The sequence below is a fragment of the Acinetobacter sp. GRABPA_MV_2 genome (assembly GCF_056725885.1).
In genome coordinates, this window is the sequence record NZ_JBWZNA010000005.1 from 133,761 (window position 1) to 149,476 (window position 15,716).

Below are 15,716 nucleotides of genomic sequence, written 5' to 3' on the forward strand. Positions count from 1 at the left end.
TTTAATTTTTGCTATATGTGCCCTGCTGGCGTCCACCTTCCCAGATCGCATCTAAGGATTTATCCGAAATCGTTAGGCTTTCAGGGAAAATGCTTAAATCCTTTTTAAATTTAGCCTCTGGTTTTAAACCAATACAGTCTCCATTTTTCCACCATGTGCCTTCGGCATATTGATCTAAAGCGCCAACAGCGAGCATCCATTGAAACTTGCCGTCTGGTTGAAGTAAAAGTTCCGAACCCACTTCCATCACACCATTTAGATAATAGTGCCCACTCCAAGTTTGATCGGCCTTTTGGAATTTCACTTCTTTGCATGTGCTAGTTGGCTCTGCATAAATGTGAGCAGAAAAAATAACCGTCGAAAGAAGTAGTAAAGGCGCAAATATATTTTTCATTATTTAGTTCCTATATGTTTGGTCTTATTTCCCAGACTCAACTTTTAAATACGTTCCATCTGCATAGACGTTATGTCCAAAGCCACAACCCGACTCGCCTTCGCTTTGTTTAACTTGAATATAGTTACCTAATTTCGCGTTGGTTTTAAAGTCGAGCTGAATTCGGCAGTCTTCATTTTTATAAACCGTTTGCTTTTTATTAGTCGGCATTTTAGTGTCAAACTCACCCATATTTGGGCCATAGATCAAGCTTCGAAGTCCCATATATAAACCGGCATAGCTAACTGCATATTGGCCCTGCTTACGGCTTACCGTGATGTGATCCCACTCACCAAAACCAGAGTAACGGACGTACTCACCTGACAAATCATTTGATGCTTTAGGTGCAGGTAACTGTTTAAGATTAAACTGGCTAGATTTTGATTTTTCATCGAGCATAAACCATGCTCTCGCCCAAAGTGGCTGGCCTAATTTGGCATAGGCTAAGCCCACATTATTGTTGGCAACTTCAATATCTCGGTCGGTAAATTTAACTGTGGTTTCGTCTGCATTGGCTTTACAAAATGCTGTCCAAGAGGCTTGGTTCTGGAAATTTTCGAGCGCTTTTTTATATTGTTTTTGGTCGTAGTTTTTCTTACCTAAGCTCGCGTATTGCTTCACTTTATTACAGCCTTGTTGTAATTCTTGTTCAAAAGAAAATTCTGCATGCGTGACCGCCAAAGCCGAAAGTGTGAGAACCGCGCAACCTGAAATAATCGATTTAATCATTTTTAAAATTCTTTAATAATTAACTAATTATATAATATGAGTAAGCTCCATAAATCACAATTCTCTGAAACAAAAGTCTCTTAGAAGAGTTTATGTTTTTATAAAAATGGTTAAATCAATACAGAATAAATCATGGAAGGTGTTAAGTGTTAACTGATTATTTTAATTGAATATTCAACAAAAAAATAATGTAGACTGCATGTGTAAAACTTAGGAAGAATTATAAGAGTGAATAATTTAATTACTGGAACCCTATTTGCACTTTGTGCAGCGGCTTTAAATGCCTCTATTGGTGTGATTAGCAAATTACTCATGCACAGTGGTTTAAACCCACAAGACATTGCCTTTTTAAAAACCATTATCGCCTTTTTCTTTTTAAGCGTGTTTTTATTTAAAGTCCCTGTTAGCCAAAAGCTTGCTTTTATTAGCAGCACGCCAAGTAAACTCAGCGTTTTTACTCAAATTGCTATCTGTGCTTTTTTAGGGATTTTCTCTTTATTCTTTTTCGAAACCATTGCCTACAACCACGGTGCTGCGGCGAATGTTGTGGTGGTACTTATGGCTTCGGCTGCCATCTCTGCCCTATTTTTTGGTCGATTCATTTTAAAAGAAAGTATCTACATTCACTCTCTTATTGGAACATTATTGGCTGTCGCGGGGATTAGTATTATTTCGTGGAAAGGCGAAAATAGCCTTTTAATGCTCATCAACGCTTCTATTGCCGGTACGGGTTATGGCTTATTTTCGGTTTTAGTTAAAAAGTTCAAATTAAACGGTGGACTATTTCTGACTAAATACTTACTGCTGTTTGGTAGCGTTTATCTTGCGGTTCCGTTTTTAATTAATTTTCACACCATTACTTTTAATAGTGACATCATTTTAGGTTTAGTTGGCTTAGCTGTTCTGCCGACCATACTCGGCTTTTTCTGTACCACTAAAGCATTGTCTTATATGAGTGCGGCAAAGGTACAAGTAACCGAGCTTTCAGAACCGATTTTTGCAGCACTTATGGCTTGGGTTTTCATTCATGAACAGCCGACTTTATCGTTTTTATATGGTGCGATTTTTATTATTTTAGGCATCTTATTGATGAACAAAGCGCCGAAATCAAGCTAGTCGATTTTATTGATATTCCTCTGCATGGTGACAAGCGACTTGCACCACACTGGCAAAGTTAATCGCCATTTGTGAAGGGGCATGTTTTTTATAGGCAAGCCCTAAACCCACCGTAGGAACAGGCGCTTTCAAAGAGCGATAAGCCACACCCTGTATTTGCAATTGTTTGGTCGACTCGGGAACCAAAGATACCCCCAAATTTGCAGACACTAACGATAAAATCGACACAATTTGCGGAGCATTTTGTCCAATTTTCGGTTCAAAGCCACGCTCATGGCAGGCTTGTTTAATCGCATCGAAAAGCCCTGCGCTAATGGATGGTGGCGAGACAATAAAATCAAGCTCTCGTAGTGCCGTTAAATCAATTTCTTGTGATGAATCGTCCAGATTAAAAGACTCTGAAGGTAAAGCAGCAATGAGCGGCTCTGCTAATAATTCTTGAATAATTAAACTATCTGGAATATTTCGTGGTGAACGAATAATCGCGACATCTAAGCGGTCTTCAAGTAATAAATCGATGAGCAGTAAAGTGTTGGCTTCTTCAAGTTTTAAATTCACTTCCGGATATTGCTGCTGAAAATAACGAACGCATTTAGGAATTAAAGGGTTCAACATTGAAGTGCCTGTAAAGCCTAATCGCAATTGGCCCACTTCGCCATTTGCCACTTGTTTAACTAAGCTCGCTGCATCTTCTACACGCTGCTGTACAGGCTGAATCGCATTTAAAAAGGCAAGCCCTGCTTCGGTCAGCTCCACCCCATGTGGCGAACGAATAAATAAATCTGCACCTAGCTCTTCTTCTAAGTCTCGTATTTGCATGCTTAAAGGCGGCTGGCTCATGTTTAAACGTTGCGCAGCTTTGGTAAAGTTTTTTTCTTCTGCTACCGCTAAAAAGTAGCGTATATGCCTGAGTTCCATTGCTATATATAAAACATATCATGATCCATTGTTAAATATATTAGAAAAATACCTCTCAAATTGCTAATTTTAATTTATCGAATTTTCTCGATGCAGCATGCCTTTAGGCACTGCTCTTTTTCTGTCATGGTCATGATATGAACTCTTCATCTACACCCAGTACCTTAAACACTGAGGCAAAGTCTGTTCTTTCCCATGAGTGGATTCACAAAGGGACTAAAGCCTATAAACACGCAGGATTTGCTTTATTCCTCGTAGGTTTTGCCAGTTTCTCACTGATTTATTGTGTACAGCCACTCCTGCCCGCATTTAGCCAAAGCTTCCAGATTAGCCCTGCGAGTAGCTCTTTGGCACTGTCATTAACGACTGCCTTTTTAGCGATTTCGATTGTGCTATCAAGCGCCTTTTCACAAGCCCTTGGCCGTCGTGGTGTAATCTTTACGTCAATGCTGTGTGCAGCAATTCTTAATATTGTCTCTATGTTCACACCGAACTGGCACAGTTTATTGATGGCGCGCGCTTTAGAAGGTTTATTACTTGGTGGCGTACCCGCAGTGACGATGGCTTGGATTGCCGAAGAAATTGCGCCTGAGCACCTCGGTAAAACTATGGGTTTATATATTGCAGGTACGGCTTTTGGTGGCATGATGGGCCGTGTCGGTATGGGTATTTTGGTTGAATATTTTTCATGGCGCACCGCCTTAGGCTTACTTGGGACAATCTGTTTTGTTTGCTCAATTGCCTTTTTAAAATTACTTCCCACATCGCGTAATTTTGTGCAGAAAAAAGGGCTGAATTTAGACTTTCACATGCAAATGTGGCACGCTCATTTAAGCAATACAAAATTATTACGCCTATTTGCGATTGGTTTCTTGCTGACTAGTGTTTTTGTGACTTTGTTTAACTATGCCACTTTCCGTTTAAGCGGCGCGCCTTATTCACTCAGTCAGACACAAATTAGCCTTATTTTCTTGTCGTATAGCTTTGGCATGGTGTCTTCATCGTTGGCAGGTAGCTTAGCGGATCGCTTTGGTAAAAAAACCATGATGATGGGTGGTTTTGCCTTAATGATTGTAGGGAGCCTCATGACCCTACTCAGCTCGCTTTTCGGCATTATTATTGGTATTGCATTTATTACCACAGGTTTCTTTATTACCCACTCACTTACCAGTAGTTCTGTGGGCGCTGAAAGCAAACAAGCTAAAGCACATGCTAGTTCGCTCTACTTACTTTTTTACTATATGGGTTCAAGTATTGTCGGCTCGGCGGGCGGTTGGTTCTGGTTACACGGTGGCTGGGGTGCGATTGTCGGTTTAACCGTGGTCTTGTCTTTAATTGGAATATTTTTAGCGGTTTATACTTCACATGCCAAAGCACATTAATGTAGTAAAACCCTAACTTTTTTAGACCAAAATCTATGAACATTTAAAAATCATATGAAAAAATTTAAATGCTCATTTTTTGGCTTGTATTTTTTTTAAGAAACTGTAAAATTCACTCCACATCGCCGGCATAGCTCAGTTGGTAGAGCAACTGACTTGTAATCAGTAGGTCCACAGTTCGAATCCGTGTGCCGGCACCATCATTAAACCTCATGAATATTTGATTTATGGGGTTTTTTGTTGTCTGTAGATTTTACAATCTACCTTGTGACTCTATTGTCTTAGGTGGCAAATAAATTCGTTAATAAGAAATGAAAAAAGCCCAACATCCTGTTGGGCTTTTTTCGTATTTCGTTACTAGGTACACTTCCTGTAATACCTCACGTCCTGATGCTTAAACTTATTATTGTTGTTTTACGTTTCGGAACTTCCTGTTCCTGATGAGTTCATCATAGGCAATTCATCACGCCATAAAAAGACGCCAATTTCCCGAATATATGTACGAAAAAGCGTACATGATTCTTTTAAATTTAAAATTTGATTTATCTATCATGGAAATAAAAATATGAATTTATAAACAAGTTCTGTTCGTCAATTAAATAAGAAAACGATATAATGAGTTTATTACTTTATTTCTAAAATAAATTTAAAAATAACAAGGAACGAGATGTTTACTTTGCCATCAAATATTTTTCAGCCCTTAGTGATCATACTTGCATGCCTTATTATCCTTGTAAGTAAAATGCCGCAGCTAAAATATAGAAAAACCATATTATTTTTAGCTATTGGCAGTCTTACTTTAATGATTATTTTAGGAATATTTGGCTTTTTTTATTAAGCTTTATTTCTTGCTCTTCTCTATCATTTTTTCAAAGTGTTTAAGGTTTGGGTTCAGTGTATCCCATGCATAGGCTTGGCTCACAAACACCTCTGCTCTAGGCTGATAGAGACTCGGGTCATCCAAAGTACCTGCACGTATTGAAATCATTTCAGGCGCAATTTCAGGTAAGCCAAAAAGCTGAGAACCACACGTCGGGCAAAACGCTCTTTTAATAGGTCGGCCAGAAGATCCCAAAGTCTCAAAATATTTAAGTTCACCACTTACTTTCAATTCAGATTGGTGAAAAAAAGCGATTGGCGCATAGGCCGAACCTGTGGCCTTTTGGCAATCTCGACAGTGGCAATTAAAGCTATAGCGTGGCTCTGCTTCACTTTGGTAGCTCACAGCTCCACATAAACACGATCCTTGATATTTGGCTGACATAGCTCATCCTATTTTTTTATTGCTGTGGTTTGAATATAACGTACATATCCATTTTGGTAGAGTTGTTGGCATAACTTTGCAGTCATTTGAATTTTAAAATTTGCCAATCCTCGGCTTTGTTTTTGTCCTTGTTGATTTTGAATATATTGCGAAAAACCGAGTAATACTTGCTCAGATAAATCTTCAATTTGAATATCGACAAAACCTTGCTGCTCCAAGGTAGCTCTGAGCATTTTTTCATTTGGCACAGCATCCCAAGCGACATTTGCTGCTTTGAGTAAATAACGATGCTTTTGTTCTTGTAGAGCGGTCATGTTTTGACATGTGTCAGCACGCATTAGGTAGTGAAAACCTAATCGGCCTTTTGAATTCAAAACTGGCGCGATGGAATCTAGAAATGAATTTAAATGACTGTGATAAGCGGCATCAATACACATCACCACATCGAAGTATTGTTTAAATTCAAATTGTTTTAAATTTAAAAATGAACCACAGAAAATCTGGCTTATTTCGGGAATAAGCTTTTGAATTTTATGAACACATTGGGTTTGCAATTCAACTGCACTGAGGCTTTTAGGCTGATAATGCTGTAACAAGTGCAACAAACTTGCACCCTGTCCGCAGCCTAAATCTAAGAGATGATCTTTTGAATTTAAATTGACAGCTTGTGCCAAATGGTCAGCCAATTGGCGACAAGCTTCACGGTAGTTTTGGGTATTTTTCCAAAAACCCAAATTTGTCCAAGCAAGCTCTTCATCATCCCCTAAGCTTGATGCATCAATTGCATATTTATGGGGAATGAATCGAGAGAGAGCTGCTCGAACTTTTGTTTTCACAATTTTAGTAGCCGAGTTCTGGGGCAACTTCCACCTTAGGTTTTAAGCCTACAAATGGTAAAGGTGCACCTAAAATTTCAGCAATATGCATGGCAGAAGTAACTGCTGACTCTAAAATTGGCAAGCCATCACACGACCATGAACCACAGTAGAATACTTTACGGCTTGGGTCTAAATGACGTTGTTGCAATTCTTTGTTTAAAGCAACCGTTTGTGAGTCTACAACCGCACGCGTTAAAGTCACTTTTGAAATAACTTTTTTAGGGTCAATATCAACCACTGGACGCCAAGTTTGGAATACAGGATTTTTACCCACGAGTGTTGGTTCAACCGCATTCATCCAAACTGTAAATTGCTGACGCGTAAACTTACGGTCCATCATGTAGCTCAGCACTGACCAGTCTTTACGGCGTGGCGGCATGACGGTCGCATCGGTATGAATCACAAGATCACCTTGCTCAAAGCGGAATTGCTTAAGCAGGTTCATATCTTCTGCAAATTGTTCAGGATTTAAAAACTCATCGATTTTAGATGTTGGCGTTGCAACAATTACTCGATCAAATAAGTTCTGTTCGCCTTGGCTGTTTTCAACCAGTACTTTTTCGCCTTGTAATTCAACTTTCTTAATTGCCGATCCGCTATGGATATCGATGCCTTTAATCAAGCTATCTACAAATGCAGGTGTGCCACCTTTCATGCGCAATAACATGTCTCCATCAGTTAAGTGACGTAAAAACTCAAGTAAGTTTTTTGCAGGCCAATCACCAATTGTTTTTGGATTACACGTACAAATTGTATAGAGCACTGGCATAACCACACCGTGCCAGAATACTTCTTCAATATCGTTCTGATTAATAAATTCAGCGAGGGTAATATCTTGATTTTTAGATTTGAAAAACTGGTGAATCGCAGTTTTTAGTTGCAACATCCCTTTCACAAGACGCCAGCCATATTGCTGAATGCCTTTACGGTTATTAATAATCGGGAAATTACCAATACGGCTACGAGATGTCGTTAACCATGTTTCCGTACGATCTTCGAATAACCAGCTACATGACATATAAGTACGAACTGGGAAGGTTTTAATGCCTAAATGAGCAGCAAGGCTGAGTGTATTCTTCCACAGATGTGGATTCATCACACGTAGCGGTGCATCAATAATTCCACCATCGAACTCAATGCTATGGCTATCCATTCCCCGGCCAGGAAGTGCTTCAAATATCGTGATCGTATGCCCTGCATCTTTCAGAATTCTTGCTGCCGCAAGCCCTGCCATTCCACTGCCAATAATTGCGATATTCAAAATGATGTCCCATTTTTCGAGAATTTTTTTGATTATCACTCATACCCCAAAAAAACACCGTATTAAAAACTACCAGATTTTTATTTTTTGCATCAATTTATATAGAAAAAATTTAACAGATCCGCCCAAAAGTTTTTCATAAAATTTTACAAAAGAGGATGAGTGTATAAAAATCTATATTTTTTAAAAATTTAAAAAAAATCTTTTAAATAAAATAAGATAATTTAACTATATTTATATCATTTGTTTTACAACTATCTTTTTTTAAGATATCATTAGCCCACAATAATGAGAAGCAAATCACACAAAACAATGCCGAGAGAATAATGAAAACCATCATAAAAATAGAATCTTTACAGCGAAAAAGCCCGCTATTCACACTTGATAGCGGGCTTTTTATTACTTTGCTTTAATAGACAATTAAGCACAATTAAACAGTTTAACCTTCTTGCATGAGTGAACCGAATTTTCCACGATTAAAATCATTAATCGCTTCCATAATCTCGGCTTTGGTATTCATGACGAATGGACCATAACCTTCGATTGGTTCATTGAGTGGTTGGCCAGTCAACACCAAGAATTTAGTGTCTTCTTCAGCATTTAAGCTAAACTCAACACCCTCACGAGACAAAATCGCAACGGTTTTACCTTCAAGACGATTTGCATCATTAACCACAACCGCGCCATCTAATATCACAACAAGCGTGGTGTGACCTTCAGGTACATAGAGGGTATGTTTTTGGCCTTTAACCAATTTACCATCCCATACATTTAATGGACTAAATGTAGTTGCAGCACCTTTTGCATCTGCATATTCACCTGCAATAACCCGCAAATGACTACCTTCTTCGTCTAGTGCAATGTCTGGAATATCTTTAGCTTCAATCGCTTGGTATTTTCCAGGCGTCATTTTTGAATGAGCAGGTAAATTTACCCACAATTGCACCATTTCAAAAAGACCACCGTGCTCAGCAAATTCAGGAGAATGGAACTCTTCATGCAACACGCCTGCACCCGCAGTCATCCACTGTACATCACCAGTTTTAATGGTTCCGCCGCCGCCACTTGAGTCTTTATGGGTCACCTCACCTTGGTAGGCGATGGTCACTGTTTCAAAGCCACGATGAGGATGCGAACCTACGCCTTGCTGTTCAGTCGTTGGCGAGAATGTATAAGGCGCTGCATAATCGAGTAGCAAAAATGGGCTTAAGGTTTGGCCTAAACGGTCATAAGAGAATAGGTTATATACAGGGAAACCATCACCCACCCAATGCATGTGGTTATTTTGATATGCACCAAGAAATTTCTTCATCTGATCTCTCCTATATATGTAGGATTTTCTTGAACTGGTATTGATTTTACGCCTCAATAATTGCAGTTTATAGATCAGGATTAGCAACACATTATTTCATCTATGAGACAATCTAAGAATTTAATGTGCTCTTTTTAAGATCGTCCTATTTTTAAAATTCTTAATCCTATTTTTTAGACTTAATCACGACATAAAACTCAACTAGCATAATTTTAGGCAATAACGACCTACTCAATAATTTTTGATTATTTATTTTGATAACACGAGGACATAAAAAATGGCTCAAGATTACGTGCGTTTAGACAAGGATAATGCTGCGGTTCTTTTAGTTGACCACCAAGCAGGTTTGCTTTCTTTAGTTCGAGATATCGATCCAGATAAATTTAAAAACAATGTATTAGCACTTGCAGATGCTGCTAAATATTTTAATTTACCAACTATTCTTACCACTAGTTTTGAAAATGGTCCAAATGGTCCTTTAGTTCCAGAATTAAAAGAACTTTTCCCAGATGCACCATTTATTCCACGTCCTGGTCAAATCAATGCATGGGACAATGAAGACTTCGTAAAAGCGGTTAAAGCGACAGGTAAAAAACAACTGATTATTGCAGGGGTAGTGACTGAGGTTTGTGTGGCATTCCCAGCTTTATCTGCACTCGCTGAAGGCTTTGAAGTGTTTGTGATTACCGATGCTTCTGGTACTTTCAATGAATTAACACGTGATGCTGCCTGGGACCGTATGTCAAAAGCAGGTGCTCAGCTTATGACGTGGTTTGGTATGGCGTGTGAGTTACACCGCGACTGGCGTAATGATGTGGAAGGTCTAGGTGCATTGTTCTCAAATCATATCCCTGATTACCGCAACCTGATGACAAGCTATAGCTTTAATACCTCACAAAAATAAGTTCTATTGCCAAGATTAGAGTGCTTAAGCGCTCTAATCTTAAATTTAAATGGATTGATCGGACATTGATAAGCTCTTTTGATGATTTTTATTATTTCTATTTGGTCGTAAAACACGGCGGCTTTAGTGCGGCCAGTGATGCTGAAAATATTAGTAAATCTAAGCTCAGCCGACGCATTATTGACCTTGAAAATAAATTTAATGTCAGCCTGATTCAAAGAACAACACGCCATTTTAAAGTGACCGATTTAGGCCAAGAGTTTTATGAGGAATGCTGCAAAGTTATTACTCAAGTTGAATGTGCAGAAAACGTGTTATTAAAGCAAAAAAGTGAGCCTCAAGGTCTGGTAAAAGTAAGTTGCCCACCTTTAATGATGCATTTTCAAATTAGAAAAATTTTAAATCAGTTTTTAAAAACCTACCCCAAAGTTGAAATCGCACTCGAGCTAACCAGCCGTCGAGTAGATATCTTGCATGATGACATCGACCTCGCGATTCGTACCAATTTTGAACCCAATGAAGATTCGAATTTAATTGTTCGTGATGTGATTAAAACCGATCATTGTCTGGTGGCTTCGCCTGAATTACTTCAAGGTCGCATCATTGAACATTATTCTGAATTACAGGACTTTCCGAGTATTAGCTTAGGTACTCAAAAGCAAAATCCTATTTGGCATCTATGCAATATTCGTAATGGTGAAACTGTTGATGTGCCTTATCAACCACGAATCAAAAGTAATGATTTGGCTGGTGTGTATTATGCCGTCATGGATAGTTTAGGCATTGCCGACCTTCCTTTTTTGACCGTCGAATCTGAAATTCGTAAAGGTACGCTTATACATATTCTTCCTGACTGGAAGTCGAATATTGGTACACTGCAATTGGTTTATGTTTCGAGAAAAGGCCAACGTCTTGTGGTTGAAAAACTCATTGAAACGCTGATTGATGAACTCAGGCGTTTGCCTGAAAGTCGTGATGGCTATCTATCGACTTAAAATAAAAAACCGGTCATGAATGGGCATGACCGGTTTTTTGTGAAACATCACATACAGCATAACTGTATGTTTTCGTTCAGAACAAAACGAACTCGCTTTGTTCCTTACTCAGATAAGTCTACGCATAGGTATTTCATTTCGACATATTCTTCGATGCCGAATTTTGAACCTTCACGACCTAGACCTGACTGTTTTACGCCACCAAACGGAGCAACTTCGTTTGAAATCGCGCCCGTGTTAATGCCGACCATACCGTACTCAAGTGCTTCACCCACTCGCCATTGACGAGCTGTGCTTTGAGTAAATAAATAAGCAGCTAAACCAAACTCGGTATCGTTCGCCATTGCCACTGCTTCATCTTCAGTTTTAAAGCGGAATAGTGGTGCAAGCGGACCAAAAGTTTCTTCTTTAGACACTTTCATGTCTTGCGTTACGCCAGTTAAAACTGTTGGCTCAAAGAATGTGCCGCCAAGTGCCGAGCGTTGACCACCAATACGAACTGTTGCGCCTTTCTCAGTTGCATCTGCAATATGAGACTGAACTTTTGCAATCGCATCTTCATCAATTAAAGGCCCTTGAGTTGAACCTTCTTGACGGCCATCACCAACTTTAAGCTTAGACACGGCTTCAACCAAACGCTCTGCCAATGCATCATAAATACCGTCTTGAACATAAATACGGTTCGCACATACACAGGTTTGACCGCTGTTACGATATTTACTTGCCATAATGCCCTGAACAGCTTGTTCAAGATTGGCGTCATCAAATACCACAACTGGTGCATTACCACCGAGTTCAAGCGAAAGCTTTTTAATGGTTGGCGCACATTGTTGCATCAAGATACGGCCAACTTGAGTTGAACCTGTGAAGCTTAACTTACGAACAATATCGCTTTCACATAGGGTTTTACCCACTTCAACCGCATCACCACTAATGTTAATTAAAACATCAGCTGGTAAGCCTGCTTGTAATGCCAATACTTCAAGCGCATAGGCGGTTAACGGCGTTTGCTCTGCCGGTTTAACCAACATTGAACAACCCGCAGCAATCGCTGGACCTGCTTTACGCGTAATCATGGCCGCTGGGAAGTTCCACGGCGTAATTGCAGCAGTAACACCAATTGCTTGTTTAATCACAAGCAAACGTTGGTTTGGCAAGGTTGGTGTTAAAACTTCACCATCAATACGGCGAGCTTGCTCCGCAAACCAGCGAATGAATGATGCTGCATAACCAATTTCACCACGTGCTTCTGCTAATGGCTTACCTTGCTCAGCAGTTAAGATTTGAGCCAGATTTTCTTTGTGCTCAAGCATGAGGTTGTACCATGCCAATAGCACATCAGCACGAGCCAAGGCAGTTTGCTTTTTCCAAGCAGCCTGCGCTTTTGCTGAACGGTTAATTGCGGCTTCAACTCCTGCACGGTCATAGGTTTTTACCCATGCCAAAGTTTCACCTGTAGCAGCATCATTAACTTCGATATAGTCATTTGATGCAGGTGCTTCTAATGAAATATCAGGATGTTTTAATAAATACTGCAAATTATTTTGAATCATGCAGATTGCTCCATTGCTTTTGCACTACCTGCTTTTAGAGTTGCAAAACCTTGTTTCAAGATATCAAGGCCTTGACGGAATTGTTCAGCAGGAATGGTTAATGGATATAAGAAACGAATTACATTACCGTATTTACCACAAGTAAGAAGTAACAACCCGTTTTCCATTGCATAGTTTTGTACAACTTTTGCTTGTTCAGCTGTTTCAAGCTCTACTGCAACCATTGAACCCAATGCACGAATATCAGTTACTACATCGCCTGTTGCTTGCTGAATATCTTTAAGGGTAGCGACTAACTCTGCACCTAATTCATTTGCACGGTCGCATAGGTTTTCTTCTTCAATCGCATCAATAACCGCATGCGCAGCAGCAACCGCAATCGGACTACCTGCGTAAGTACCGCCTAATCCACCTGGATTTGGTGCATCCATCACTTCTGCACGGCCCACAACACCTGAAATAGGGAAACCACCGCCCAAGCTTTTCGCCATCGTGATGAGGTCTGCTTTAGTCTCGTAATAGTTCATTGCGAACAATTTACCAGTACGGGCAAAACCGGATTGCACTTCGTCAGCAACCAATAAAATACCGTGCTTGTCGCAAATTGAACGTAAACGTTTTAAGAACTCAGCTGGCACAACATTGAAACCGCCTTCACCTTGTACTGGCTCCAGCACAATTGCAGCAACATCATGTGGTGCAATGTCTTCACTGAAAATATCTTCAACGCTTTCAATTGCCGCGTCTACTGAAATACCTTTAGCAGGCACTGGGTAACGTGCATGGAAAACACCCGCTGGCATTACGCCGAAATCACGTTTGTAAGGAGCCGTTTTACCTGTCATTGCCATCGTCATAAATGAACGACCGTGGAAACCGTTACCGAAAGTGATAATGCCGTGACGACCTGTATAAGAACGCGCAATCTTCACCGCATTTTCAACTGCTTCTGCACCAGTTGTGAAAAAAGCTGACTTTGCAGGACCAGCAATTGGCGCGCGTTCATTAATACGCTCAGCTAAAGCGACATAGCTTTCATATGGTGTTACTTGATAGGCAGTGTGAGTAAATTTAGTAAGTTGCTCAGTTACTGCTGCAATCACTTTAGGGTGGCGATGGCCTGTATTTAAAACCGCGATACCACCAGCAAAGTCGATAAATTGGTTGCCTTCCTTGTCCCAAAGCGTGGCATTTTCAGCTTTTTCCGCATACCACTGACACATCACGCCTACACCACGTGGAGTTGCTTGCTGTTTACGTGCGTTAAGTGCAGAATGTTGATTATCCATTTGATTCCCTCATATTTTCATCATCAGTTGCAGCTTTGGTTTTTTGCATCCTGTGCTTAATTTTCAGGGTGCTTTACAACGACTGCCTATGCATGTAATTTCGCTCGTCTGATGCCAACTGACGAGAGCCACTTTTTAACTGTAGGAGAGAGCCAATTGCGTAGTTTACTTGGAGATCATTTGCTGCAACGACTCCAACAGGACACTGAAGGGAAACTACATCAACGCCTTTTCCGTTGCCTGCGTGGTGCGATTATTGATGGAGTCATCCAGCCCAAGACTCGTCTACCTGCGTCACGCGACTTAGCCAGTGAAATTCATGTTTCAAGAAATACCGTGCTTAGTGCCTATGAACAGCTACAAGCTGAAGGCTACTTAGAAGCCCGTACGGGGCACGGCACATGGGTTGCCGAAAAATTACCAGAGAGTTTTTTAAATACACAAAACAAGAAAAAAGTGGTTTCTAGCCCGAAAGTTCAAAGCTCTTATGCGCTGTCACAGCGTGGTTCTAACTTATTAGGCTATGCAGCAGCATCGCCACACCAATGGGGTGCTTTTGTGCCGGGAGCACCCGATGTGACCGAGTTCCCACATCATATTTTTAGTCGTATTCAAGCACGCTTAAGCCGCGAACCCGATATTAATCGCCTGATTTATAGCAATGCAGGTGGATGTATAGAGCTTCGAAGTGCATTGGCAGATTACTTACGTGTTGCGCGTTCAGTCCAGTGCGATGCTGACCAAATTATTATTACCGAAGGCATTCACCAAGCGATTGATTTAGTCTCACGTGCGCTCAGTGATATGGGAGATAAAATCTGGATTGAAGATCCTGCTTATTGGGGAATGCGTAATACATTGCGTATTAATGGTCTCGATATTCAGCCGATGCCTGTCGATGCTGAAGGCATTATTCCTGAGGAAAATCCGGCAAAGCCACCAAAACTTATTTTTGTCACGCCTTCACACCAATATCCTCTTGGCTCTCACTTAAGCCTAAACCGCCGACGTAAACTGATTGAGATTGCACGTCAGCATAATAGCTGGATTGTCGAGGATGACTATGACAGTGAGTTCCGTTTCTCGGGTCAGCCTTATCCATCTTTACAAGGTTTAGAAAATGATGCGCCTGTGCTGTACATGGGCACGTTTAGTAAAACTATTTATCCATCCTTAAGAATTGGCTATTTAGTCGTACCTAAGCCGTTATTTTCACCATTACGCATTGTGGCAGCCGAGCTTTATCGTGGTGGGCACTTGCTTGAGCAAAAAGCCCTAGCTGAATTTATTCGTGAAGGCCATTATGAAGCGCATATTCGCCGTATGCGCCTACTTTATGGCAAGCGCCGCGACTACTTGGTGAGCTTAATTCAACGTTATCTTGGCCCCGAATTTATTCATGAATATGACGAAGCAGCAGGATTACATCTGGTTTTAAAACTGCCAAACTCTTGCGATGATGTCGCGATTGCAGCCACAGCGCTTGAACGTGGTGTCAAAGTTCGTCCCTTATCTCAATACTACATGCAGTCGCATGCACATGCAGAGCGTGGTTTACTGATGGGCTTTGCTTGTGTAAATGAAAAAGATATGGTGATGGCTTTTGGCGTCTTGCTCCAATGCTTACGTGAAGCAGGCGTACCTACGCTAAATTAACTTCCCTCTGTTATTAAAACAAATAA

The 15,716-nt window shown here is 40.4% G+C and carries 14 protein-coding genes and 1 tRNA gene; 6 read left to right on the forward strand and 9 right to left on the reverse strand.

The window, feature by feature from the left end; genetic code table 11:
- Position 1: 1 nt before the first annotated feature.
- Positions 2 to 394: a hypothetical protein gene (locus tag ACXM0J_RS06755; RefSeq protein ID WP_086264753.1), complete on the reverse strand. Its 393-nt coding sequence runs from the start codon at positions 392 to 394 to the stop codon at positions 2 to 4.
- A 24-nt stretch (positions 395 to 418) separates the two neighbouring features.
- A complete protein-coding gene (locus ACXM0J_RS06760) occupies positions 419 to 1,162 on the reverse strand; it encodes a hypothetical protein (RefSeq protein WP_086264752.1) in 744 nt (247 codons plus the stop codon).
- Positions 1,163 to 1,390: 228 nt separating this feature from the next.
- Here ACXM0J_RS06760 and ACXM0J_RS06765 point away from each other — a divergent pair, with 228 nt between their 5' ends.
- Positions 1,391 to 2,278, forward strand: coding sequence for a DMT family transporter (locus ACXM0J_RS06765; protein ID WP_086264751.1), 888 nt, complete (start codon positions 1,391 to 1,393; stop codon positions 2,276 to 2,278).
- A 6-nt stretch (positions 2,279 to 2,284) separates the two neighbouring features.
- Here ACXM0J_RS06765 and sxtR read toward each other — a convergent pair whose 3' ends face one another.
- Positions 2,285 to 3,196, reverse strand: a complete 912-nt coding sequence (sxtR, locus tag ACXM0J_RS06770) for a multidrug efflux pump transcriptional activator SxtR (protein ID WP_086264750.1) — start codon at positions 3,194 to 3,196, stop codon at positions 2,285 to 2,287.
- 137 nt (positions 3,197 to 3,333) lie between these two features.
- Between sxtR and sxtP the strand changes: the two genes are divergently transcribed.
- Positions 3,334 to 4,578 (forward strand): multidrug efflux MFS transporter SxtP, encoded by a 1,245-nt coding sequence (sxtP, locus tag ACXM0J_RS06775; RefSeq protein WP_086264749.1) that lies wholly within the window; start codon positions 3,334 to 3,336, stop codon positions 4,576 to 4,578.
- A gap of 124 nt (positions 4,579 to 4,702) precedes the next feature.
- Positions 4,703 to 4,778: transfer RNA gene (locus ACXM0J_RS06780), tRNA-Thr, on the forward strand.
- 641 nt (positions 4,779 to 5,419) lie between these two features.
- Here the strand turns inward: ACXM0J_RS06780 and ACXM0J_RS06785 are convergent.
- The 4 genes from ACXM0J_RS06785 to ACXM0J_RS06800 all read right to left on the reverse strand — a co-directional run bounded on the left by ACXM0J_RS06785 (position 5,420) and on the right by ACXM0J_RS06800 (position 9,293).
- A complete protein-coding gene (locus ACXM0J_RS06785; protein ID WP_002117390.1) occupies positions 5,420 to 5,842 on the reverse strand; it encodes a GFA family protein in 423 nt (140 codons plus the stop codon).
- 8 nt (positions 5,843 to 5,850) lie between these two features.
- Complete coding sequence (locus ACXM0J_RS06790) at positions 5,851 to 6,678, reverse strand: SAM-dependent methyltransferase (protein ID WP_086264748.1); 828 nt, start codon at positions 6,676 to 6,678, stop codon at positions 5,851 to 5,853.
- Positions 6,679 to 6,682: 4 nt separating this feature from the next.
- Complete coding sequence (locus ACXM0J_RS06795; RefSeq protein ID WP_050501297.1) at positions 6,683 to 7,981, reverse strand: FAD-dependent oxidoreductase; 1,299 nt, start codon at positions 7,979 to 7,981, stop codon at positions 6,683 to 6,685.
- A 439-nt stretch (positions 7,982 to 8,420) separates the two neighbouring features.
- Entirely contained in the window at positions 8,421 to 9,293 is an 873-nt protein-coding gene (locus ACXM0J_RS06800) for a pirin family protein (protein ID WP_068564491.1), read from the reverse strand.
- A 277-nt stretch (positions 9,294 to 9,570) separates the two neighbouring features.
- On the opposite strand from ACXM0J_RS06800, the gene ycaC reads away from it, so the two are divergent.
- Positions 9,571 to 10,197 (forward strand): isochorismate family cysteine hydrolase YcaC, encoded by a 627-nt coding sequence (ycaC, locus tag ACXM0J_RS06805; RefSeq protein WP_002052204.1) that lies wholly within the window; start codon positions 9,571 to 9,573, stop codon positions 10,195 to 10,197.
- Between the two features lie 20 nt (positions 10,198 to 10,217).
- Complete coding sequence (locus ACXM0J_RS06810; protein WP_086264746.1) at positions 10,218 to 11,192, forward strand: LysR substrate-binding domain-containing protein; 975 nt, start codon at positions 10,218 to 10,220, stop codon at positions 11,190 to 11,192.
- Between the two features lie 104 nt (positions 11,193 to 11,296).
- Here ACXM0J_RS06810 and ACXM0J_RS06815 read toward each other — a convergent pair whose 3' ends face one another.
- Both ACXM0J_RS06815 and gabT read right to left on the reverse strand, forming a co-directional pair.
- Complete coding sequence (locus ACXM0J_RS06815) at positions 11,297 to 12,745, reverse strand: NAD-dependent succinate-semialdehyde dehydrogenase (RefSeq protein WP_000615686.1); 1,449 nt, start codon at positions 12,743 to 12,745, stop codon at positions 11,297 to 11,299.
- Positions 12,742 to 14,034: a 4-aminobutyrate--2-oxoglutarate transaminase gene (gene gabT / locus ACXM0J_RS06820; RefSeq protein WP_002117401.1), complete on the reverse strand. Its 1,293-nt coding sequence runs from the start codon at positions 14,032 to 14,034 to the stop codon at positions 12,742 to 12,744. Before gabT ends, ACXM0J_RS06815 begins: the two co-directional genes overlap by 4 nt.
- 156 nt (positions 14,035 to 14,190) lie before the next feature.
- On the opposite strand from gabT, the gene pdxR reads away from it, so the two are divergent.
- A complete protein-coding gene (pdxR, locus tag ACXM0J_RS06825; protein WP_199964055.1) occupies positions 14,191 to 15,690 on the forward strand; it encodes a MocR-like pyridoxine biosynthesis transcription factor PdxR in 1,500 nt (499 codons plus the stop codon).
- Positions 15,691 to 15,716: the final 26 nt, after the last annotated feature.